Source organism: Gordonia sp. B8661-1 (genome assembly GCF_059427765.1).
Window position 1 is genome coordinate 176,262 of record NZ_JCAHRL010000002.1, and the last position, 22,065, is coordinate 198,326.

At 66.9% G+C, this 22,065-nt stretch carries 22 protein-coding genes; 7 read left to right on the forward strand and 15 right to left on the reverse strand.

Features of this window, described 5'->3' with window-relative positions:
• Position 1: 1 nt before the first annotated feature.
• The 3 genes from iolB to AC4JJG_RS04725 form a co-directional block, all read right to left on the reverse strand.
• Positions 2-883, reverse strand: a complete 882-nt coding sequence (iolB, locus tag AC4JJG_RS04715; RefSeq protein WP_495399765.1) for a 5-deoxy-glucuronate isomerase — start codon at positions 881-883, stop codon at positions 2-4.
• A complete protein-coding gene (gene iolC, locus AC4JJG_RS04720) occupies positions 880-1,857 on the reverse strand; it encodes a 5-dehydro-2-deoxygluconokinase (protein WP_495399766.1) in 978 nt (325 codons plus the stop codon). Before iolC ends, iolB begins: the two co-directional genes overlap by 4 nt.
• A 522-nt stretch (positions 1,858-2,379) precedes the next feature.
• Positions 2,380-3,006, reverse strand: coding sequence for a hypothetical protein (locus AC4JJG_RS04725; RefSeq protein ID WP_495399767.1), 627 nt, complete (start codon positions 3,004-3,006; stop codon positions 2,380-2,382).
• 16 nt (positions 3,007-3,022) lie between these two features.
• Here AC4JJG_RS04725 and AC4JJG_RS04730 point away from each other — a divergent pair, with 16 nt between their 5' ends.
• From AC4JJG_RS04730 to AC4JJG_RS04745, 4 genes are all read left to right on the forward strand, one after another.
• Positions 3,023-3,880 carry a lipoxygenase family protein gene (locus tag AC4JJG_RS04730; protein WP_495399768.1) on the forward strand — a complete coding sequence of 286 codons (858 nt, stop codon included), beginning with the start codon at positions 3,023-3,025 and terminating at the stop codon, positions 3,878-3,880.
• Between the two features lie 37 nt (positions 3,881-3,917).
• A complete protein-coding gene (locus tag AC4JJG_RS04735; RefSeq protein WP_495399769.1) occupies positions 3,918-5,084 on the forward strand; it encodes a YncE family protein in 1,167 nt (388 codons plus the stop codon).
• A gap of 5 nt (positions 5,085-5,089) precedes the next feature.
• The gene (locus tag AC4JJG_RS04740; RefSeq protein WP_495399770.1) at positions 5,090-6,235 is read left to right on the forward strand and encodes a YncE family protein; all 1,146 of its coding nucleotides are present in this window, start codon (positions 5,090-5,092) and stop codon (positions 6,233-6,235) included.
• Between the two features lie 112 nt (positions 6,236-6,347).
• Positions 6,348-7,199 carry an acyl-ACP thioesterase domain-containing protein gene (locus AC4JJG_RS04745; protein WP_495399771.1) on the forward strand — a complete coding sequence of 284 codons (852 nt, stop codon included), beginning with the start codon at positions 6,348-6,350 and terminating at the stop codon, positions 7,197-7,199.
• Positions 7,200-7,206: 7 nt separating this feature from the next.
• On the opposite strand, the gene AC4JJG_RS04750 is transcribed toward AC4JJG_RS04745, so the two are convergent.
• Both AC4JJG_RS04750 and AC4JJG_RS04755 read right to left on the reverse strand, forming a co-directional pair.
• On the reverse strand, positions 7,207-8,196 hold the full coding sequence (locus AC4JJG_RS04750) for a Gfo/Idh/MocA family protein (RefSeq protein ID WP_495399773.1): 990 nt from the start codon (positions 8,194-8,196) through the stop codon (positions 7,207-7,209).
• Positions 8,193-9,071, reverse strand: a complete 879-nt coding sequence (locus tag AC4JJG_RS04755) for a TIM barrel protein (protein WP_495399774.1) — start codon at positions 9,069-9,071, stop codon at positions 8,193-8,195. The genes AC4JJG_RS04750 and AC4JJG_RS04755 overlap by 4 nt, the downstream gene beginning before the upstream one ends.
• 86 nt (positions 9,072-9,157) lie before the next feature.
• Here AC4JJG_RS04755 and AC4JJG_RS04760 point away from each other — a divergent pair, with 86 nt between their 5' ends.
• Positions 9,158-9,898: a GntR family transcriptional regulator gene (locus AC4JJG_RS04760; RefSeq protein ID WP_495399776.1), complete on the forward strand. Its 741-nt coding sequence runs from the start codon at positions 9,158-9,160 to the stop codon at positions 9,896-9,898.
• Between the two features lie 15 nt (positions 9,899-9,913).
• Here the strand turns inward: AC4JJG_RS04760 and rsgA are convergent, their stop codons facing one another.
• The 3 genes from rsgA to AC4JJG_RS04775 are packed head-to-tail and all read right to left on the reverse strand — an operon-like array spanning position 9,914 to position 12,684.
• Positions 9,914-10,966, reverse strand: coding sequence for a ribosome small subunit-dependent GTPase A (gene rsgA / locus AC4JJG_RS04765; protein ID WP_495399777.1), 1,053 nt, complete (start codon positions 10,964-10,966; stop codon positions 9,914-9,916).
• A gap of 15 nt (positions 10,967-10,981) precedes the next feature.
• Positions 10,982-12,250: a 3-phosphoshikimate 1-carboxyvinyltransferase gene (gene aroA / locus AC4JJG_RS04770; RefSeq protein WP_495399778.1), complete on the reverse strand. Its 1,269-nt coding sequence runs from the start codon at positions 12,248-12,250 to the stop codon at positions 10,982-10,984.
• Between the two features lie 44 nt (positions 12,251-12,294).
• The gene (locus tag AC4JJG_RS04775; RefSeq protein ID WP_495399779.1) at positions 12,295-12,684 is read right to left on the reverse strand and encodes a VOC family protein; all 390 of its coding nucleotides are present in this window, start codon (positions 12,682-12,684) and stop codon (positions 12,295-12,297) included.
• A gap of 72 nt (positions 12,685-12,756) precedes the next feature.
• Here AC4JJG_RS04775 and AC4JJG_RS04780 point away from each other — a divergent pair, with 72 nt between their 5' ends.
• Positions 12,757-13,284, forward strand: a complete 528-nt coding sequence (locus tag AC4JJG_RS04780) for an NUDIX hydrolase (RefSeq protein ID WP_495399780.1) — start codon at positions 12,757-12,759, stop codon at positions 13,282-13,284.
• Here AC4JJG_RS04780 and AC4JJG_RS04785 read toward each other — a convergent pair.
• The 7 genes from AC4JJG_RS04785 to AC4JJG_RS04815 form a co-directional block, all read right to left on the reverse strand.
• Positions 13,281-13,901, reverse strand: coding sequence for a TetR/AcrR family transcriptional regulator (locus AC4JJG_RS04785; RefSeq protein ID WP_495399782.1), 621 nt, complete (start codon positions 13,899-13,901; stop codon positions 13,281-13,283). The genes AC4JJG_RS04780 and AC4JJG_RS04785 overlap by 4 nt on opposite strands.
• A 34-nt stretch (positions 13,902-13,935) precedes the next feature.
• Complete coding sequence (locus AC4JJG_RS04790; protein WP_495399783.1) at positions 13,936-15,750, reverse strand: hydroxysqualene dehydroxylase; 1,815 nt, start codon at positions 15,748-15,750, stop codon at positions 13,936-13,938.
• A gap of 195 nt (positions 15,751-15,945) precedes the next feature.
• Positions 15,946-17,448 carry a PH domain-containing protein gene (locus AC4JJG_RS04795; RefSeq protein WP_495399784.1) on the reverse strand — a complete coding sequence of 501 codons (1,503 nt, stop codon included), beginning with the start codon at positions 17,446-17,448 and terminating at the stop codon, positions 15,946-15,948.
• Positions 17,435-17,935: a PH domain-containing protein gene (locus AC4JJG_RS04800; protein WP_495399785.1), complete on the reverse strand. Its 501-nt coding sequence runs from the start codon at positions 17,933-17,935 to the stop codon at positions 17,435-17,437. The genes AC4JJG_RS04795 and AC4JJG_RS04800 overlap by 14 nt, the downstream gene beginning before the upstream one ends.
• A 26-nt stretch (positions 17,936-17,961) precedes the next feature.
• Complete coding sequence (locus AC4JJG_RS04805) at positions 17,962-18,720, reverse strand: SGNH/GDSL hydrolase family protein (protein WP_495399786.1); 759 nt, start codon at positions 18,718-18,720, stop codon at positions 17,962-17,964.
• Positions 18,721-18,767: 47 nt separating this feature from the next.
• Positions 18,768-19,529, reverse strand: a complete 762-nt coding sequence (locus tag AC4JJG_RS04810) for an SDR family NAD(P)-dependent oxidoreductase (RefSeq protein WP_495399787.1) — start codon at positions 19,527-19,529, stop codon at positions 18,768-18,770.
• Between the two features lie 30 nt (positions 19,530-19,559).
• Complete coding sequence (locus tag AC4JJG_RS04815) at positions 19,560-21,341, reverse strand: acyl-CoA dehydrogenase (RefSeq protein WP_495399788.1); 1,782 nt, start codon at positions 21,339-21,341, stop codon at positions 19,560-19,562.
• A 102-nt stretch (positions 21,342-21,443) separates the two neighbouring features.
• Here AC4JJG_RS04815 and AC4JJG_RS04820 point away from each other — a divergent pair, with 102 nt between their 5' ends.
• Positions 21,444-22,046 carry a TetR/AcrR family transcriptional regulator gene (locus AC4JJG_RS04820; protein WP_495399789.1) on the forward strand — a complete coding sequence of 201 codons (603 nt, stop codon included), beginning with the start codon at positions 21,444-21,446 and terminating at the stop codon, positions 22,044-22,046.
• Positions 22,047-22,065: the final 19 nt, after the last annotated feature.

Consider the following 22,065-nt stretch of genomic DNA (forward strand, 5'->3'; position numbering starts at 1 on the left):
GTCAGTCCTCCTCGCCGGCGGCCCGCATCGGGAGGCGCGGGTCGATGTCCTGCTCATCCCAGGTGTCGCGCACCCAGGCGTGGGCCGGATCGTCACAGATCTTCCAGGCGCGTTCCGGTCCCGGTCCTGCCATCACGTTGAGGTAGTACATGTCGTACCCGGGTGCGGCCACCGACGGACCGTGGTAGCCGTGCGGCACCAGCACGATGTCACCGTTGCGGACTTCCTCGAGAACGTCGATGGGACGTTCCGGAGTGCCGTAGACCCGGTGATAGCCGAAACCCGGTGTGCCGTCGGGGCCGTCGGCGATCTCGAAGTAGTAGATCTCCTCGAGGCGGGATTCGACGTCGGAGTCCTCGTCGTGCTTATGCGCCGGATAACTCGACCAGTTGCCGCCCGGCGTGAGCACCTCGCAGGCGATGAGTGAATCGGCCTCGAAGACGTCGGCGGTACCGAAATTGTGTACCTGCCGACTGCAGCGACCTGCACCGCGCAACTCGACCGGCACATCGGAGGCGGGCACGTACCGGAAGTCCAGACGTCTGCGAGCGCGGGCACCGCAGAGCGCGAACCGCCCGCCGGACGCGCCGGCCAGCGTGAACTCCGAGTCGCGACCGACGTAGGCGAAGTCGCTCGGTCCGTCGAAAACATCTCGGCGGCCCCGTAATTCGACGGTCTCGCCGTCGGACGTCACGTGGCAGGCGCCGGTGAGCGGAAGCACGATGATCTCGTCGGGCCCGGTGAGCCGGTCCACCGATCCACCCGCGGGCAGTTCGACGATCACGAGAGACGTTTCCGTCCAGCCCGCCGACTCGGGGGTCACGTGTGCCGCGACCCCGTTCTCGTCGGCAGGTCGTGCGGGGAGATAGAGCTGTGTGGTCATGGATTCTCCGATTCACCGAGTAGCGCGGTGATCTCGTCGGTGGTCGGCATCGCGGTCGAGCATTCGAGTCGGCCCGCGACGATGGCGCCGGCCGCGTTGGCGCGGCGCAGGATCTGGGTCAGCGGTAATCCGTCGAGCAGTCCGTGGCACAGGCTCCCGCCGAAACCGTCTCCGGCGCCCAGTCCGTTCACCACGTCGACGGGTGTCGGTGGCACCTCGACGGTGTCCGTCCGTGTCTTGCCGAGTACGCCCCGTGGGCCCTGTTTGACGACGGCGAGTTCGACGCCGAGGTCGAGCAGCGCGTCCGCCGCCCTCTGCGGATCGGTCTCACCGACGGCGATCTCGCATTCCTCCTGATTGCCGACGGCAACGGTGACATGTCGCAACGCCGCACGTACCTGCTCGGCCGCCGCCTGCGGGGACGACCAGAACATCGGCCGGTAATCGAGGTCGAGCACCGTCAACGGCCGCCGGCCGCGCATCTCCCAGGCCGCGTGATGCGCACTGCGGGACGGCTCTTCGGACAGACCCGTCACGGTCGACCAGTACAGGCGGGCGGTGCGGATCGCCTCGGGGTCCAGCTCGTCCGGACGGACGCACAGGTCCGGTGCGATGGGGCGCCGGTAGAACCACAGGGGGAAGTCGTCGGGTGGGAAGATCTCGCAGAAGGTCACCGGTGTCGGATTCTCCTCGTCGACACCCACAAACGAGTTGTCGACGCCGAGCCGGGCGAGTTCGGCTCGCACGTAACGGCCGAAGGGATCGTCGCCGACCCGGGAGATGAGGGCGCTGGACCGGCCGAGGCGTGCGGCCGCGACGGCGACGTTCGCGGCGCTGCCGCCGAGGAACTTGCCGAAGCTGGTGACCTCCTCGAGGCCGACACCTGTCTGATGCGGGTAGAGGTCCACCCCGCATCGGCCGATGGCCAGCACGTCGATGACCGGCGCACCGGCCACGGCCGGCTCCGAGGTCACCACTGATCGGTCTCCGCTCTCCCGTCGCCGGGTTGTCGGTGCAGCTTGTCTGCCCTACTGGTCCCAGGCTAGTGGTCAGGGACCGGCGCGCCGGGGAATCGGCACCCGGCCCGCGTCGGGCCGGGCGCGGGACGAATGTCCGAAACGTCCGAATCAATCCGGGTACGTCTCATGTGCCGCGCGATGTGCGCCGAGTCATAAAGGCGAATTCGTGGTGTTTCGTTTGCGAAATCTCAGCGAATCCACATACACTCGCGCTTGGCAAACAGTCACCGAAGTAAAGCCGGGGGGCACGTCTTCGGGCAGTTTCAGGGGGGATTTCATCGTGGAATCTTGGGCCATCAGCAGGCAGGTGCGTACGCACGCCTGACGTTAGTGTGCGCACGCACTGAATATGTGTCGGCGGCTCACGTGCACGTGTGGGCGTCGAGGGTCCGTCCTTTCTGAAAATGTCCTTTGTCGGCCATTGGTGCCGGCGTCGATAATCCCCGCGCCGAATCGCCTGATTGCATGTGTGCGCAATTAGCCGGAGATGGAACGTGGAGCGCAATGGATAGACGACATTTCTTCAGGGTGGGGCTGGTGAGCGCCGGAGCAGTCGTCGCCGGTCCGCAGTTGATTCCGGTCGCCGCGCAGGCGGCGCCGTCTCAACGGCCCAAGCTCGGTGCCCAATGCACCCGCGCTGAACTGGGTGAACGTGCACGGATGCTGGCCGAGGCGCGGAAGACCTACGTCTGGTCCCTCAAGGTCGAGAACGTCGAGGGTGTTCCGATGATCCCGCACATCCCCGCGGGGGAGAACCCCACGGTGGACTGGCTCATCGAATTTCTGCGAAACTTTCTCGACCTCGTCGAAAATCTGGTACACAGTGCGATCGTCGCGGTGATCCCGCAATTGAAACCTGCCATGAAGGGGTTCTCGGCTCAGGTGCTGGACCTCAAGAACCGTTTCGTGGATCTGGTCGAGCGATTCGACGTGCTGGTGAAGAAATATGACAACGCAACCGTGAACACCGTCGTCGAGGTTGCCGACAAATACACGATCTCGATTCTGGCCGATATCGCACTCGGAATTCTGTCCGCGCTGCAAGCAATTCGCCGGGCGCTGTTCGAGACCATCGAGAAGAATCTGACGAAGAGTCAGCTGCATCGCGACACATCGGCAATTGCCCCCGGGACATCCGCTGCGCGTACTGCTCGAACCGCATTTCGAGGGCGACCTGTTCATCAACAACCTGGCCGCGGCGATCATCCAGGGGCCGCAGACATTCGTCGACCAGATCCTGGCGCCGGAGGTCCATATCTCGCAGACGACGGCAGGCAAGGCCCGGCTCGACTGGGATTTCACCGAGATGATGCCGAAACGCGAGATGGCGCGACGCGGCGTCGACGACCCCGATCTCGAATTCCCGTATCGCGACGACGCTCTGCTGGTGTGGTCGGATATCGAGTCCTGGGTGCAGGACTATATCGACGTCTATTACCGCGGTGACGCCGACGTCCGGGGCGATGCGGACCTGCGCAGGTGGGTGACCGAGGTCAGCACCCACGGCCGCGTCAAGGGGGTGCCGCGGATCCGGAGCAAGGAGACGCTCGTCGAATGTCTGACGATGGTGATCTTCACGGCCAGCGCACAGCACGCCGCGGTGAATTACCTCCAGCGCGACGACATGACCTACGCGCCGTTCTATTCGGGCACGCTGGCCGATCTGCCCAAGGACGACAAGCGTACCTACACCGCCACCGACTGGTACAACATGATGCCGAGCTTCCTGAGCTCGTTCGCGCAGATGTACTTCCTGAATGTCCTGGGCACCGTGTACTACCGGCGACTCGGCGACTATCGCACCAACGAGTTCCCGTACCCGAAGTGCATCGTCGACCGGCGCGCGACGCCGCATCTGGCGGCCTTCGAACGGCGGCTGCGCAACACCGAACGCGAGATCGAACGACGGAATACCAAGCGGCACTGGGAGTATCCCTATCTGCTCCCGTCGAACATCCCCATGAGTACGAACATCTGAGATCCGAGATCCGGTGTTGTCAGAGAGGAACGATGAGATGACGAAGTCCAGGGGAGCGTCGCTACGGCTGCTCACGGCGGTGGCGGTGGCCATCACCTCGGTATCGGTCGGTACCGCGGTTGTGGGGGCGCCGGTCGCGGGCACGGCCCAGGCGGTGCCGGTGGTGCCCAACAAGATCGGGATGCCGCCCGCCGGGCCGGCCGGTGAACTGATTCTCCCGGAGGTCAATTCCGAGCGGATCGCGATCATCGACACCAAGACCAATCGGGTCAAGCGGTACATCCCGATGCGGCACGGCGCGTCGAAGCCGGCCGTCATGGCCGCGACGCCGGACGGCCGGAAGGTCTACTCGGACAACTTCGGTCAGTTCCCGGCGACGGTGACCGTCATCGACCGGGAGAAGGGCACGGACAAGACCGTGCCGGTCCTCTCGGCGCCACTGGGTGCCTTCACCTCTGCCGACGGACGTGAGATCTACCTGCCCGAGGAAGGTCTCACCGTCGAGGTGATGGACGTGGCGACCGACCGGATCGTTCGCCGGTTCCACTATCCGGACGTCCCCGTCGGCTCCATCGCCGGTCCCGGCGGCCTGATGTACGTCGGTCTCTCCTCGGGATTCATGATCGGCGTGAACCCGAAGACCGGTGCCGTGGTCAAGCCGCCGATCCACACCGGCGGGACCGCGCCGTTCTGGTACTCCTTCACCAAGGACGGCTCGAAGATGTACGTCGACGTCGTCAATTCCATTGCGGTGGTGGACGTGAAGTCGTGGCGCGTGATCAACCGCATCCACACGGCACGCGATCACCGGTACAGCCTGGCCAACCCGGGCGCGTTCACCTCGACGCTGTCACCGGACGGGTCGAAGCTCTACGTCACGATGTTCGGCCGCAACAACGTGATGGTCATCGACACCAGGACCGACCGGGTGATCCGCGAGATCCCGACCGTCGGCTACACCACCTCGGTGATCTTCAGTGAGGACGGCACCCGCGGCTACATCTCGGACCTGGGGCCGAGTTCGCTGGGGCATCCGACGCCCATCGGCGAGACGATCCTGTTCACCAAACTGGTGCTGCTCGGCACGCTGGGCCGCGGTCAGCTGCAGGTCTTCGATCCGCGGTCGGATGAGGTCCTCGGGCAGATCCCGACCGGACGCGGCACCGGCATCCCGGCGTGGGTGCCACCGATCGAGAAGAGGTGATCGTGATGCGTGACAAGAGTATTCGGCGTCGCCCGAGCGGTATCGTGGTGCGGCTGATCGCGGTCGTCCTGGCGATCGCGGGTGTGGTGGCGTTCTCCGGTGGGGCGGAGGTGGCCGCGAACCCGTCGATCCCGGGCAGTTCCAGCGGGCAGGGCGGTTCGATCTGGGTGCCCAACTACGGTTCGGGATCGATCCTCGAGGTCGATCCGGATACCATGCGCAAGAAGCGCGAGACGAAGTTCACCGGTGATCATCCGATGGTCATCAAGATGTCGCCGGACAAGAAGAAGCTGTTCGTCGGCAACTTCGGTCCCTTCGACTGGAGCGTCACCGTGCTCGATGCGCGGACGGGCAAGGTGCTCAAGAAGATTCCGACGATCCTGGCCGCATACGCGGTGATCCAGATGTCGAAGGACGGTAAACGCCTGTACGTGCCGACGGCGGCGTCGGTTACACAGGTCATGGACACGACCACGCTGGAGACCATCCGGACGATCCCGCTGGTGTTGCCGCCGGGCATCGCGCACATCGAGGTGTCCAACGACGAACGATTCATCTACGGATTCGCGTCGACGGGAACGATCACCAAGTACGACGCGTATACCGGTGCGCCCGTGGCGGTTCCGCTCCAGGGCGTCGGACTCGTGCCGGGCTGGGGTGCGACGTCGGCCGACGAGAGCACCATGTACGCGATCAACTTCTTCAACAGCATCACGGTCGTCGACCTGAAGAACTGGCGCGTGGTCCGCAACATCGACATCAAGCCCTTTGGCTCCGGACCCATCTCGGCGACGCTGACGCCGGATGGCAGCGAACTGTGGGTGTGCAACTACACGACGGATGACGTGCAGATCTTCGACGTCGGCAGCGGAAAACTGAAGCGCACCATGAAGACCCGGGGTGCCGCCGTGTATATCGGCTTCACCGATGACGGCAAGACCGGATTCCTCAGTGAGCTCGACGACGGTGGGCCGCTTCCGTACTTCTCGCCGTTCGTGAAGGACTGGCAGTACTACATGAAGCACCAGGCCTGGTTCGCATCGCTCATGCGTTTGAAGACCCGGGTGGTGAAGATCGACACCGAGACGCTCACCAGGCGCGGTGTGTTCCAGCAGCGCGGCGCATTCGTGGCGGGGGTCTACCCGGCCTGAGAGCAGATGTTCGGTGCGCCGTGGTTCAATGTCCTTCGGGGGTTGACCGGGCGCACCGAATGCGTTCCGGTAGTCGGAGTGTCGCCCTTTCAGGCGAATGGACCATCGGAGAATGCTTGTGACCGTGGGGGATGTCTTGACCGGGCCGCTGTCGGCGCAACCGGACGGTGTGGAGTACTTCGAGGCGACGTATCCGATCCGCGCCGATGTCATCGATCAGGACATGGAACTACGGCTCGACGGGACCGCCCGATACCTGCAAGATGTCGCGAACGACAATCTCGCCGCCACGGTCTTCGCCGACACCGACCCGTTCTGGGTCATCCGGCGCACCGTGATCGATGTCATCGAGCCGATCAGCTGGCCCGGTGAGGTGACGCTGCAGCGGTGGTGCGGGGCGCTGTCGACGCGCTGGGCCAATATGCGGGTCAGCGTGACCTCCCGGCACGACACCAATGGTTTCAAGCCCGAACAGCGACCGCCCGGACGCGTCGAGACCGAGGCCTTCTGGATCAACGTCACCCAGCAGGGGTTACCCGCCCGGCTCACCGATCCCGCCTTCGCGTTCCTCGGCGCGCACACCGACGAACATCGGCTGCGCTGGAAGGCGATGAACACCACGGCCCTGCCGGGGGAGTCCGCGGCTTCCGATGATCGCCCACATCACCTGCGGGTCACCGACTTCGACCCGTTCCGGCATCTCAACAACGCGGCGGCCTGGGAGGCCGTCGAGGACGAGCTCCTCGATCACCCGGACCTCGCGGGCCGACCGCACCGGGCGGTCATCGAATACCTTCGCCCGATCGACTTCGCCGGCGGGATCGCCGAACCTGTCAGAATCCGCAGGCGTCGCGAGGGCGACCAGTTGCAGATGTGGATGCTGATCCCGGGCGCCGACGGAGCCCCGGTCCCCGCGACCACGGTGACCGTCACGGCCCTGCCGGACGAGTACTACTCCGGCTAGCGCTCCGTCAGCGCGGTTCGAGTCCGATCATCCGGTACGCGGCGTCGACGTAACGCATGTTCTCCACGGCGTCGTCGAAATCGAGGGGCAAGGTGGCGCCGTCACGGACGGCCGCCGCGAAGGCCTCCAATTGGTAGGTGTACGTGGACCGTTCGCCGAGATGCTCGACGGCCACGGTGCCGTCGCGATAGGACACATGGGTGAGTCGGTCGTCGAGATCGGGGCCGAGAACATTGTGCAGGCGAAGACTTCCCGCGTCGCCGGTGACGTGGACGCCGAAGTCGTATTCGCCCGCGACCATGGAGATGGCCGACCTCGCGGTGGCCCCGCCGGGGTAGCGAAGCTCCAGAACACACGATTCGTCGATCTGCGGATCGCGGAGAACGGCTGTGCCGCCGACGATGTCGGGGCGACCGCCGCATCGGGAACCGAGCAGGCGGAACATGTGCAGTGCATAGCACCCCACATCCATGAGCGCGCCGCCGGCGAGGTCGTACGACCAGCGCGGGTCCTCGTCGCCGGGCGTCGGCATGCCCATCACCACGTCGACGTGCCGGATGTTCCCGATGGCACCGTCGTCGATCAGGGCGAGGGCGCGGAGCATCAACGGGTGGAAGACGTAGTGGAAGCCCTCGAGAACCGGTATGCCCGCGGTGCGGGCGGCATCGGCGACCCGGGCGGCCTCGATCGCATTGCGCGCGAACGGCTTTTCGGACAGAACCGGCTTGCCCGCCTCGATGGCGCGCAGGTTCCACGGAGCGTGCAGCGCGTTCGCGAGCGGGTTGTAGACGATGTCGACCCCGGGATCGTCGATGACCTCCTGGTAGCTGTCGAGCACCCGCTCCACGCCGTACTTCTCGGCGAAGACCTCGGCACGCCGGCGATCACGGGCGGCGACCGCGACCAGGCGGTGTCCCAGGGTGTGCGCGGGCGCGACGATCGCGGATTCCGCGATTCGGGAGGCACCGAGGATGCCGATGCGCACAGGTGCGTTCATCGACCACCCGCCGAGAGAGTGCGGAGATAGGTCAGGGATTCCGCGACGTGGTGGGCCGCGTCGTCCGCACCGGACGCGTCGGCCAGGATGGTGTCCTGCTCCAGGACGAACCAGCCGGTGTAGCCCGCGTTCTCCAGGGTCGCGACGATCTCCGCGATGTGGGAGTCACCGCGACCCAGGGGCACGTACATGCCCCGGGCGACCGCCTCGGTGTAGGCGAGCTCGTCGCGACGGACCTGTTCGGCGAGATCGTCGCGGACGTCCTTGAGATGCACATGGCGAATGCGGTCGGGGTGGGCGGTGGTGATCTCGAGTGGATCGGTACCGCCTATCAGCAGGTGGCCGGTGTCGAGGCAGAGTCCGATGCCCGATGCCCCCAGCACGCGGTACACCTCGTCGCGACGTTCCACGACGGTGCCGATATGCGGATGGAAGACCGCCGTCATGCCGCGTTGCGTCACGAGGTCGTCGAGGCGGTCCAGGTTGCCGAGCAGTGTTCGCCACTGTGGCGCGGACAGTTCCGGCCGTGTGTCGTACCCCTCGGAGCCGCCGGCCGCGGCCAGGACGATCACGTCGCCGCCCGAGGTGTCGAGGCGGTCGAGTACCTGCGCCACCGGGATCGCCGGATCGATGTCCGGATCATGCAGGATCAGTGGCACGAATGCGCCCACGCAGTGAATCCCGTACCGAACCAACGTTTCTCGCAGCCCGGCCGGGTCGGTGGGGAGGAATCCCTCGGGACCGGTCTCCGCGGCGTGCACCCCGAGGTCGCGCATGTCGGTGAGTACACGGTGTGGATCGAGCTGGTGCCCCCACCCCGGGACCTCACAGATGCCCCAGGAGATCGGGGCGGCAGCGATTCTGGGTTCGGTCATAGGAGTCCTCGCCATCGACTCTATCGGTCCGGAACGCGAACGTGACCGGACTTCCGGCCCGACGGGCCGATCGGCGATATGCTGTGATGGTGATCACACCCGTCGCGGTGGAGTTGGACCGTTCGACGCCGGTGCCGCTGTACCACCAGCTTTCGCAGGCACTCGAGGCGGCGATCATCCGTGGCGACCTCGAACCGGGGGATCGCCTGGAGAACGAACTCGACATGGCCGATCGCCTCAAGCTGTCGCGTCCGACGATCCGCCAGGCGATCCAGGAACTCGTCGACAAGGGCGTGGTGGTCCGCAAGCGCGGGGTCGGCACCCAGGTGGTGCAGAGCCCGGCCGATCATTCGGCCGAATTCACCGGCCTGTACGACGATCTGAACGATGCGGGCATGCGGCCCACCACCGAATTGCTCGACTACGAGGCCGGTGATCCCGGCGATCGTCTGCGTGCCGACCTGGGCTTGGCCGCCGGGCTGTCCGCGGTCACCATCACCCGCCTACGGCGCGCCGGGGGAGAACCGTTGGCGCTCATGGTCAATCATCTGCCCGCCGACCTGTGTCCACGCATCCGGGAACTGGAGAATCAGGGCCTGTACTGCGCGCTGCGGGAGCGCGGCGTCCACATCCGGCTCGCGCGTCAGCGTATCGGTGCCAAGGCCGCGGATGCGCAGGAGGCCGCCCTGCTCGGTGTGGCCGTCGGTGACCCGCTGCTCACCATGGCGCGCACCGCATTCGACGATGCGGGGCGAGTCGTCGAGATCGGGCACCATGCGTATCGGTCCGATCGCTACTCCTTCGACACCACCGTCGTCGACCGCTGACATCGGTACCGCCGATCAGGGCGAATCCGGTTCGGACGGATCGACGGCCGCGTCGCGGGCGGGATCCGGGGGAGAGCTGACGGCCACGAGCAATCCGCGTACCGCCATCGCGCGCCGGTGCGAGACACCGGTGAGGTCGTCGAGTGCGCATTCCGGATCGGCGGGCGGACCGAGGTGGGTGCAGCCCCGCGGACAGTTTTCGATCGCGTCGCGGAGATCGGCGAAGGCGGCGATGATGTCGTCGGGCCCGACGTGGGCGAGTCCGAATGAACGGATGCCCGGAGTGTCGACCACCCAACCCTGTGTACCGGCAGGCCCCTCCGGCAGCGGCAGTGCGACCGACTGGGTGGAGGTGTGCCGTCCCTTGCCGACGCCCGACACCTCACCGGTCGCCCGTTCGGCTTCCGGCACAAGGCGATTCACCAGTGTCGACTTGCCGACGCCGGAATGTCCGATGAGCGCGGTGAGGTGACCGTCGAGCATGCCGGACACCACGTCGAGTGGATCGTCGCGGCCGGCGGCGACGATGGGGAGGTCCAGATCGGCGAAGGCCCCGGCGAATTCGTCGGGATCGGCGAGATCGGATTTGGTCAGACACAGGATCGGGGAGAGCCCCCCGACGTAGGCGGCGGCGAGTGCGCGTTCCACGAATCCGGTGCGCGGCGGCGGATCCGCGAGTGCGGTGACGATCAGCAACTGATCGGCGTTGGCGACCACGATGCGCTCGTAGGGGTCGGTGTCGTCGGCGGTGCGGCGCAACACCGTGGAGCGATCCGCCACCCGCACGATCCGAGCCAGAGTGTCCAGGCGGCCGGTGAGGTCACCGACCACCGACACCTGGTCACCGACGACCACCGGCGTACGTCCCAGTTCCCGCGCCCGCATCGCGACGACCCGGCGATCCGGGTCACCGCCGAGCACGCAGCCCCAGCGCCCACGATCGACCGACACCACCATCGCCTGTTCCGCATCCTCATGTGTGGGACGGGTTTTGGTGCGGGGCCTGCTGCCCTTACCGGGACGGATCCGGACGTCGGATTCGTCGTAGCTCGAGGCGCGGCGGGACACGTCAGAGGGTTCCGATCACGAGTTCGCACCGATCATGCTGTGCCACAAGGCCGGGAAGTCCGGAAGCGTTTTCGAGGTGGTTTCCACATCGTCCACACGCACGTCGTCGACGACCAGCCCGATGATGGCGCCCGCGGTGGCCATGCGGTGATCGGCGTAGGACTCCCACACACCGCCGTGCAACGGGGCGGGGGTGATCCGCAGGCCGTCGTCGGTCTCCGCGCACGTGCCGCCGAGTCGATTGATCTCGGTGGTGAGTGCGGCGAGCCGGTCGGTCTCGTGGCCGCGCAGGTGGGTGATACCCGACAGCGTCGACGGGGTGCCGGCAAGCGCCGCGAGTGCCGCGACCGTCGGGGTGAGCTCGCCGATGTCGCGGAGATCGATGTCGATGCCGGACAGGCGTTCCGGTCCGTGGACGGTGAGTGCGCCCTCCGATCGCTCGGCGCGGCAGCCCATCGCGGTGAGGATGTCGACGAACTGTGCGCCCGGCTGGGTGGTCGTCGACGGCCAGCGCGGCACGGTCACGGAACCGGCGGTGGCCGCCGCTGCGGCGAGAAAGGGTGCGGCGTTGGACAAATCGGGTTCGACGTCACGGTCGACGGCACGAATGATCGTCGGTGCCACGCGCCAGGTGTCGTTCTCGGAGCGGTCCACGGTGACGCCCGATTCCGCCAGCATCTCCACGGTCATGTCGATATGCGGCGTCGACGGCACCGGGGGGCCCACGTGCCGGATCGTGACGCCGTTGTCGAAACGCGCCGCCGACAACAGCAGCCCCGACACGAACTGTGAGGATGCGGAGGCATCGATGGTCACCTCGCCGCCGGGTGCGGTGCCGCGCCCGTCGACGGTGAAGGGCAGTCGGTCGCCGGAGACCTCGACGCCGAGGTGGCGCAGGGCGTCCAGGATCGTCGACAGGGGGCGGGTGCGGGCATGCGGATCGCCGTCGAACGCAACGGTTCCGGTGGCGAACGCCGCGACCGGCGGCAGGAACCGCATCACGGTGCCCGCGAGGCCGCAGTCCACGTCGGCCCCGTGCATCGCGGCCGGTTCGACGGTGACGGTGGTGGGATCGCTGTCGTCGACGGAGACGTGCACGCCGAGAGAGGCCAGCGCGGCCAGCATCAGGTCGGTGTCGCGGCTGCGCAGGGTGCCACGGACGGTGGACGGCCCGTCGGCAAGTGCGGCGAGGATGAGCGCCCGGTTCGTGATGGACTTCGAACCCGGCAGGGCGACGGAGGCCACCACGGGTGCGGTTGCGCGCGGAGCGCTCCAGATGCTCATGCGGTCCAGTCTGTCATGCCGGAATCCCCGGTCATCGCACCTGGTCAGCCCGGATCGGGACGGGTGTCGACGCGAAGTGGGTGATGCGCGGGGATCTCGACGACGATCAGCGTGCGGCCGTCCGGGTCGGCGATGTGCATCTCGATCAGGCCCCACGGCTCGGTCCGTGCCTCGCGGGTGATCGGCACGCCGGCGTCCCGCAACTCGCGCTCGGCGGTGCCCATGTCGCGAACCTGCAGCCACAGCAGTGTGCCCGCGGGACTGCCCTCGGCGCGGTGATGCGTCGGCACCTCGATGAACCCGGCGCCGGCGTGGAATACGACACCACCGGGGTATTCGCGGGCGACGGCGAGGCCGAGACGGTCCCGGTAGAACTCCTGCAACCGTGCCGGGTCGGTCGACGTCAGCAACGTCCGGCTGCTCAGGATCTCCATCGACCCACCTCCGTGTACTCGTGTTCGTCCATCACCGTTCACTGTAAGTGGATCTCGCGCCATGATGGAGCCATGACGCGATCCACCGGGAAGTCCGGAGCACGAGGCAAGGCGAGCGCGGGCCTGTTGCTGTATCGGACCGGAGACGACGGCCTGCAGGTGCTGATAGCCCATCCCGGCGGCCCGCTCTGGGCACGCAAGGACGCGGGCGCGTGGACGATCCCGAAGGGGCTGCCCGAACCCGGCGAGGACCTCGTCGACACGGCACGACGGGAATTCGGCGAGGAGACAGGCGGTTCGGCGCCTGCCGGTGCCGTGCTCGAACTCGGCGAGGTGCGTCAGTCCGGCGGCAAGGTGGTGACCGGTTTCGCGGTGGCGGGTGACTTCGACGTGAGTGCGCTGGTGAGCAACACGTTCGAGATGCCGTGGCCGCCGCGATCGGGTCGCGTGCAGGAATTCCCGGAGGTTGACCGTGCGGCCTGGGTGACGCCGGACGTCGCGCGCGAGAAACTTAATCCCGCACAGGCGGCATTCGTCGACCGCCTCGAGCGGCTCCTCGATAATCCGTCCATCCGTGAGGAATTCGAGACAGACGGCTAGAGCAGATAGGTCGCGGTGAGCGACTTCCACAGGGCCAGATGCGGATCCGTCGCCGGATCTCTGCGGTCGATGAGATAGGTCGTCGCGACACCCCGCATGCTGGACAACAGAAGTGGATATAGCTCGGGAAACCGGGGCCGCGCGGTCAGTTCGGGACCGAGGAAGCCGCAGACCGCATCCCGCACCACGGGTCCCAGTCTGCGTTCGGAGGGTACGAGCGCGGCGCGGAGGGTCTCGTTGGTCCGGGCGGCGATCCACAACTCCATCGACGCGACGAAGTACGGCTGCTGAAATGTGGTCCAGCCGAAGTCGATGGCCGGTCCGATACGATCCGCGGGATCGGCGGGCCAGTCGTCGAGGGCGGACATCTCCTCGATCCGGCTGCGTGCCAGATGATCGACCGCGGCGGTCAGAAGTGTGTCGCGCGAGGGAAAATGGTGAAGCAGTCGGCCGCGGCTGACACCGGCCTCCGCCTGAATGGCCAGGGTCGACGTGTGCGCATAGCCGTTGCTGACGAGAACCCGGATCGCGGCGTCGAGAATCTGCGCGCGAGTGAGGTCTCCGCGCAGTTGTCCGGAGCGCCGGACACGTTCCGGCGCGGGCTGTTCGGCAGTCATCGTCACATGGTAGGGCTCAGGCGTCGGTGCCCACTCAGAAGTCGAGGACGTGGGGTAAACCGGCACGGTAGCGCCGCCGGTCCTCGGCCTTGAACGGATCGAACAGGGGGAGTTCCCACAACGGATGGATCGTCGCGGGTGTGGCCGAACTGTCCGATGCCGCGAGGATCGCGTTCGTCACCTGGCGCCCGGACTCGTTGGCGCCCTCCATTGTTGCCAGGTCGATGTTGGTGCGCACATGGTCACCGCCGATGAAGAAGTTGCTGATCGCGGTGTGGGCGTGGGGCCGATGCTGGTGTGAGCCCGCGGTGTTCACCATGAGCGGTGTCGCGTTCGAGATGGTCGGTGACCAGGTGATGCCGGGGTCCAAAGACCATGACACGATGTTCTCCGATCGCAGCAGACGGGCGCCGCCGGAGTTCATGGCGCGGCTCATCTGTGCCCACACCTCACGCGCGATCTCGTTGCGGTTGCAGTGTTTCGCCGTCTTGCCGTAGACGATGCCCGGTGTGTCCCAATCGGAGATGTCGATCGACAGGCACTCGTGGACGCGGCCGTCGCCGTAGGTCTTCGCGAAGTTCACATCCCACGCCTTGGCCTGGAAGAGTCCGGTGAGCGCCCACGGGGTGCCCAGTGCCGCAATATGTCCCGGCGGCAGATCGGTACCGCGCGACAGGTAGTACTGGATGCCGACCATCCAGTCGTCCTGCAGGTGACGTAGTCCGGCCAGTGATGGGTCGGCGGATAGCAATGCTGGTGTCAGCAGTCGCCGGATGCGATCGAGTGGCATCGCGGCGACATACCAGTCCGCGTCCACGGTGGCTCCGGAACTCAATCGCACCCCGGTGATCCGTCCGCGGTCCACCCGGAACTCGGCGGCGCCCTCGTTCATCACGAAGGTGACACCTCGCGCACGGAGATAAGCGACCCACGGATCGATCCACGCATGGTTGGTGGGGGCGTTGAGGATCTGGTCCAGACCGCCCGAGATCAGATCGGTGCGGTACTGGGGGATGAGGCCGGTGGCGGCGGTCGCCATGGCCAGCCCGATCTGCCCGATGGTGCGGGCGGATGCGGTGTGCGACTTGGCGGCCACCAGCGCGCGGGTCAGAGCGCCTGCCAGGTAACGTTGGTACGCAACGGATTTGCCCTTGGCCTTGACGAACTGCATCCAGGACATCTTCTCCCACTGGCCCAGCCGTCGTTCCGGACAGCTGGTGGCGATGATGAGTTCGCGATTCACGAAGTAGGCGAGTTCGGTGGGCGGTATGTCCCGGATGAAGCCGAGACCGGTGATCATCGCGCGGCGAATGTTGTCGAGTCCGAGGATGTCGCCGGGATGCCGGGCGAGTCCGGCGAGTGAGGTCGGCGCGGATGTGGGCGCATACCCGGCCTGGTCGAACGCGATGAGGCCGGTTTCGACACTGATCAGATGCCGGTCCCGGACGTTGCCGCCGCCGGGGACGGGGATGCGTTCCATCGTCTCGGGCACGTGCTGATAGCACCCGGGGAAGAAGCGGAACCCGTGTTCGCCGGGCAGTGCGTGCCGGCCACCACGCGCCGTGCCCGGCACGTCGTGGCTGCGGGCCTTGCCGCCGAGGTACGCGGGTTCGTAGACGGTCACGGCGAATCCGCGCTCGATGAGCTCGTGTGCGGCGGACAGTCCGGCCATACCGCCACCGAAGATCGCCACCTTCCGGCCGCGTCCCCGCCCGGTGCGCGGTGTCGCCTGCGCCGAGGGAACCCGCACATTCGGCATGGCCACCGCGGTGCCCGCGAGTACCGCCGCGGCCGCGGCCCCCTGCAGTACGGATCGTCGAGATACCTGGTCAGCGTGATTGTTGCCCATGAACAGCCCCGTCTGTCGTGTGCATCGCTTAATCAGTCAGCATTGACTGTTGTGATTTGTATCACCAACCAGCGGCGGGCGGGAGGAGTCTCGACGGACGAGCCGGAATTCCTACGAACGAATGACACCGATAGCGGGGACGAAGGATCCGCAACCGTCACCGCTCAGCCTCGCCGACCGGTGTCGCCCGGGGAGTCAGGCGCGGAAGGGCGCCACGAGGTCGGGGGAGACCGTGGACATCAGCGCGTCCGCGGCCTCGGCCGTCAGATCCACGGCGGCGTAGCCTTCGCTGCCCGCCGCGGTGGCCACCACCACGGTGCGAACACCGCTGCGCCGCTGGAAGAACGATTCGCTGGTGGCCCAGCCGACGACTCCGTCCCGATCGATGACGTAACGGTGCCGGGCGACCTTCGGCGGGGCGATGATCACCGACGACGGGGTGAGAGCGGTCCCGAGGTTTCGGTAGCGCAGCCACCCGAACGCGGGTGCCACGATCAGGGCCACCGCTGCGACGATCAGCCACGGACGGCTCAGCGGCCCGGCGACGAGTCCGGCCGTCACCGCCGCGACGAACACGCCCGCCCAGGCGGCTCGTGTCAGTCGCCGCAGGCGGGCGCGCGGCCCGTGCGATGTCAGCGGCATGGTCAGTTCGTCGCCGTCGTCGGCGACGAGCTGCCCGACGCGTACTGCTTCGGCGGCCGGTGCGGGCGGTAGCAGCAGCGGGCTCTTGTCGGAACCGGTAGCGATCGCATGCAGGCGCGCGCCGTGCAGCGGCTGCATGAGGAGCGGCTCGTGCATGTGGACGCCGCGAATCCTGTTCTCGTCCAGGCTGGTTGCGGTTGTCGTCAGGAGTCCGCGACGGACCCGCAGCGTGCCGTCTGCGGTGGACCGGGTGAGCAGGAAACCCCAGTAGGCCAGGGCGTACGCGATCAACGACAGGAGTCCGCCGACGATCACGAGTGCCGCGATCGCGCCGACGGTCAGTGCCGCGATCGGGATGTCGCGGAGTCGGTTGACGAGGTCTTCGGCGGTCGATCCGCCGTTCTCGAAGGCGCCGGCCTCGTTGGCGATCTGCGCGCCGATGCCGCCGATCGCGGCGGCGGTGGCCAGTCCGGTCGCCGAGAACGGGGCGAATCGCAGCCAGGCCCGCTGAAAACGCGCGAGTACAACGGGTGGCGAGGGCGTGGCCGCTGACTCGGTGCGGTCGGGTGCGCCGGACCGCACGACGGTCGCCATCACCGAATCGTGCAGCGCCTGCGCGGCAGGGGCGGCGATGGCGTTGAGTTCGACGTTGGAATCGGCCTTGTCGCTACCGGTTCCGATCCGGACCTTCTGCAGGCCCAGGATGCGGTGCGGCAGGGACGCGGTGAGGTCGACGCTGCGGATGCGGTCGCGGCGGGCGGTGGCGACCTTGCGGGTCAGGAGGCCGCTGCGCATGCGGACGTGATCGTCGGTGACCTGATAGCGGGTGGTCAGCCAGGGGACGATCGCGACGAGGCAGACGGCCACGGCGGCGAGGAGCGCGGCGGTACTCGGTGCGGCGCGGCCCGCGAAGATGATCGCGATGAGGATCGGGATGAGTTGCGGGAGTTGCTCGATCGGCTTGACCGCGATCATCCACGGGGACAGCCGGTGCCACTCGTCCGGTCCGTCGACGCGGTAACCGGAGCGATGGGGTGCGGGGTCAGGTTGCGTCATCGGTGTAGGCCTGGGTGCGCGCCGTCAGGTCGGCCGCCGCGTGACGGGCGGTGACCTCGTCGAGGCCGATGATCTTGATGGTGCCCGCCGACGATGCAGTGGTCACGGTGAGCGTGGCCAGTCGCAGAAGTTGTTCGATCGGACCGGCTTCGGTGTCGACGACCTGGATCCGGGCGATCGGGATGATGACCCGATTGCGGGTGAACCAGCCGGATTGTGTGTACACCGCGTCGTCGCTGATCTCCCAGCGATGAAAACGGTAGCGCCACACGGGAACGACCAGCATCGCGAATGCCAGGAACAACACGACGACGATCAGAGCCGCCAGCGCGATCCACCGCGTCGGTGCGCCGGTGGTCGCGGCGACCGCGATGCCCGCGATCACCAACGGCACACCCCAGAACAGCGGCGTGAACCGCCACATCGTCCGCGCGCGCGGACTGACCTGATGTGCTGGCTCGCGCAGAGACGCCGGTGCTGTGTCCATCGGCGTCGAGTCTAGTGCGGGATGAGTCAGTCGAGAATGCTCTGCCCGGAGATCGGTACCCAGTCGGGATATTTGGCTTGGCGTTCGTCGCCCGACGATTGGCGTCGGAGGCGGCGTAACACCCAGGGCGCCAGGTGTTCCCGGCCGAAGCGGAGGTCGTTGACCAGTCGGCGTCCGGTGAGTGGTGCTGGTCGGTCGGGGACGGGTGTTTCGATGTCGAGTGCCCGGAGGACCAGGGCCGCCACGCGTTGGTGGCCGACCGGGTTGAGGTGGAGGCGGTCGGCCGACCAGTATTCGGACCGCCGGATCTCCGCGTCGTGGAAGATGTCGATCATCGTGGCGCCCTCCTCGGCGGCCATGGCGACGACATCGTTGGTCAGTACCTCGCAGCGACGTCGGATCACATCACCGAACGGCAGTCCCATGGACGGATCGGCGCCCGCGAGCACCGCCACGTCGATCCCTGCCTCCCGGCAGCGTCGCACGGACGCCCGGATCATCGCCGACAGGTCTGCCAGCCGCACACCGGGACGGAGGATGTCGTTGCCGCCGCCGTTGAACGTGATCAGTTCGGGGAGGGGATCCAACGCCAGCGCGGCATCCACCTGGAGGCTCGCGATGGGCGCCAGCAACCGGCCCCGCACAGCAAGATTCGCGTAATCGACACTGCCGTGGGTCCGGGCGAGCCCCGCGGCGACGAGATCCGCCCAGCCGCGCGGCCTCACCCCGTCGGGCTCATCGCCGACACCCTCGGTGAAACTGTCGCCCACTGCCACATACCGCACGTACGTCGTCCTCCGTGATTCTCGCTCTCGATGCCGGCCCGCGCCGACTAGGTGATGGTGACCCCGCCGTCGACGGCCACGGTCTGCCCGGTCACGTAGCCCGCCGCCGGAGATGCCAGCCAGATCGCGGTCGCCGCGAGTTCGGCGCCCTCGCCCATGCGTCCGAGCACGACGCGCGGCATCTGGGTGTCCAGGTAGCCGGGATGGTAGGTGTCGGTCATCTCGGTGGCGAAGAACCCTGGCGCGATGGCGTTCACGCGAATTCCCTTGCGGGCGCCCCATTGTTGCGCGAGATCGCGAGTCAGGCCGATCACGCCGGCCTTGCTCGCGCTGTAGGCCGCCTGCGGAAGTCCGGCCGTCGTCAGACCGAGCACACTCGAGATGTTCACGATGGCACTGCCCGGCTGCATGACGCGGCCACAGGCTTGCGCCATCCAGTACGAGCCGTTCAGGTTCACGTCGATCACCTGCCGGAACTGCTCCGGGGTCTCGCGTGTGGCGGGGAAGGCGGTACCGACGCCGGCATTGTTGATGAGTACGTCCACCCGGCCGAAGGTCTCCATCGCCGCATCGACCACCGCCTGACACTGTTCGGGTTCGGCGACATCGGCGGGTACGACGAGCGCCTTACGTCCCAGAGCCTCAACGGCTTTCGCCGTGTCGGCGAGCTTCTCGGCGCGCCGGGCGGCGAGTACCACGTCGGCTCCGGCCTCGGCGAAGCCGAGCGCGAAGGACACGCCCAGACCGGACGACGCGCCGGTCACGATGACGACCTTGCCGGTCATGTCGAACAGATTCATCACGGACATGCGGAACTCCTCGAAATGTGGTGGAACGGGTCAGAACCAGGAGGGTGCGGCATCCAGGGTAGTCCGGTCACGGCTTTCGACAAGGGACAACTGAAGTTCGGCCTTGGGTAGCTCGTATCGGAAGAAGTACTGTGCCGCAGCGCGTTTGCCGTCGTAGAAGTCGCCGCCGCGATCGTGGGCGGCAGTTTCCTGTTCCAGCCACATCCAGGCGATCACGATGTGTCCGGCGGCCTCCAGGTACGCGGTGGCATTGGCGAGGGCGACGGCGGGATCCGCGTCGGCCCACGCACCCGTGGTGGCGGCGACGAGCTGTTCGAGCATCGCCCGCAGCTCGGTGCCCTGGGCGGCCAGTGTGTCGTCGCCCGTTGCGGTGGCCCGGTCGATGGATGCGTTGATGGTCTTGACGAGCAGCCGTAGTCCGGCCCCGTCCTTCATGATCATCTTGCGCCCCAGCAGATCCAGGCCGTGGATGCCGTGCGCACCCTCGTGGATCGGGTTCAGGCGGTTGTCGCGGTAATACTGTTCGACGTCGAATTCCTTGGTGTAGCCGTAGCCGCCATGGATCTGGATGGCGAGACTGTTCGCTTCCAGGCACCACTGCGACGGCCAGCTCTTCGCGATCGGCGTCAGCACGTCGAGCAACAGGGTCGCGCGGGCGCGCTCGTCGCCGGTGGAGGTGGCCTCCTCGTCGACGAGCCTGCTGCAGTACAGGCCGAGGGCCAACGCGCCCTCGACATAGGACTTCTGGGTGAGCAGCATGCGCTTCACGTCGGCATGCTCGATGATCGGCACCGGCGGTGCGGCCGGATCCTTCGCGTCGACGGGGCGCCCCTGGGTGCGGACCTTCGCGTATTCGACTGACGCGAGGTAACCGGCGTAACCGAGTGCGGTGGCGAGGAATCCGACGCCGATGCGCGCCTCGTTCATCATGTGGAACATGTAGGAGAGGCCCTTGTGTTCCTCGCCGACAAGGTATCCGACAGCGCCGGGAGCCGTTGTGGGGGAATGAGTTCCGTCGCCGAAGTTCAGAAGGCAGTTGGTGGTGGCGCGGTTGCCCATCTTGTGGTTCAGGCCGACGAGGGCGACGTCGTTGCGGGTGCCGTCGGCCAGATACTTGGGGACGATGAACAGTGAGATCCCCTTGACGCCCGGTCCGCCGCCGGGCGCCTTCGCCAGGACGAGATGCACGATGTTCTCAGTGATCTCGTGGTCGCCCGCGGAGATCCACATCTTGGTGCCGGTGATGCGGTAGGTGCCGTCGTCCTGCGGTACGGCCTTGGTGGTGATGTCGGCCAGCGACGACCCGGCCTGCGGCTCGGACAGACACATGGTGCCGAAGTAGCGGCCCTCGACGAGCGGGCGCACCCAGGTATCGATCTGGTCGGGGGTGCCGTACTCGGCGATCAGGTTGGCATTGCCGACGGTGGGGAACGCGTAGGAGGACATGGCCGCGTTCGCTGCCTGGAACCATGCCATCGCCGCCCGATTGACCACGGTGGGCAATTGCATGCCGCCGAGATCGGCGTCGAAGGAGCCGGCGACGAGTCCGGCTGTGATGAATTCCCGGATGCCCGAGGTGATCTCGTCGGGAAGGATGACTGCGCCGTCGTCGCCGATGACGGGCTCCTGCTGGTCGCCGATCTTGTTTGCAGGGGCGAAGCGCTTGACGGCGAGGTCCTCGCTGAGGGCGAGTACCGCGTCGAAGGTCTCGCGGGAGTGTTCGGCGAAGCGCTCGTGGCCGGTGAGATTTTCGACGTCGAGCCATTCGTAGAGCAGGAATTCCAGATCGCGACGGGACAGCGGTGCGGCCACGGACGGATTCTCCTTCGCATAAGCAGTCGCTCATTTTGTGAGCACTCGCTTATACTGCCGCAGGAAGCCGGACGGGTCAACGGTGCGAGGAGACGGAGGGCGATGGCTGAGCAGAGGCGTGCATCGGCCGCGGCCGAGCGATTCCGCAAGGCGGCCGTCGAGTCCTTCGCGAGAAACGGTTATGCGGGCACGTCGACCCGGCAGATCGCCCGGCAGCTCAATCTGAGTGCGGCCGCCATGTACCCGCATTACCGGTCCAAGGAGGAACTCCTCTACGCCATTGCCGAGGAGGGACACCGGGGCGTGCTCGCGGTACTCCGTGACGTCGACGATCCGGAGGCGACCCCGGGACAGCGGCTCGCGGCGGTCGTCGGGGCATTCGCGACGTGGCAGGCGGAGCATCACGAGTTGGCCAGGGTGGTCCAGTACGAATTGAACGGTCTGACGCCGCCGCACTATCGCGCCATCACCGCTCTCCGTCGTGACACGACGGACGTGCTCGCCCGCATCGTCGCGGCGGGCGTGGCGTCGGGGGCGTTCCGGATCGACGACCCGGACGAGGCGGTGCTCGCCATCTCGTCGCTGTGCGTCGACGTCTGTCGCTGGTTCCCGTCCCGAACCCACCGGGATCCCGCGGCTCTCGGAGTCGTATACGCCTCGATGGCGGCACGGATGGTGTGCGTCACCGAGGATTTCGGTGGGTGATCTCGATACGCTTCGGGCT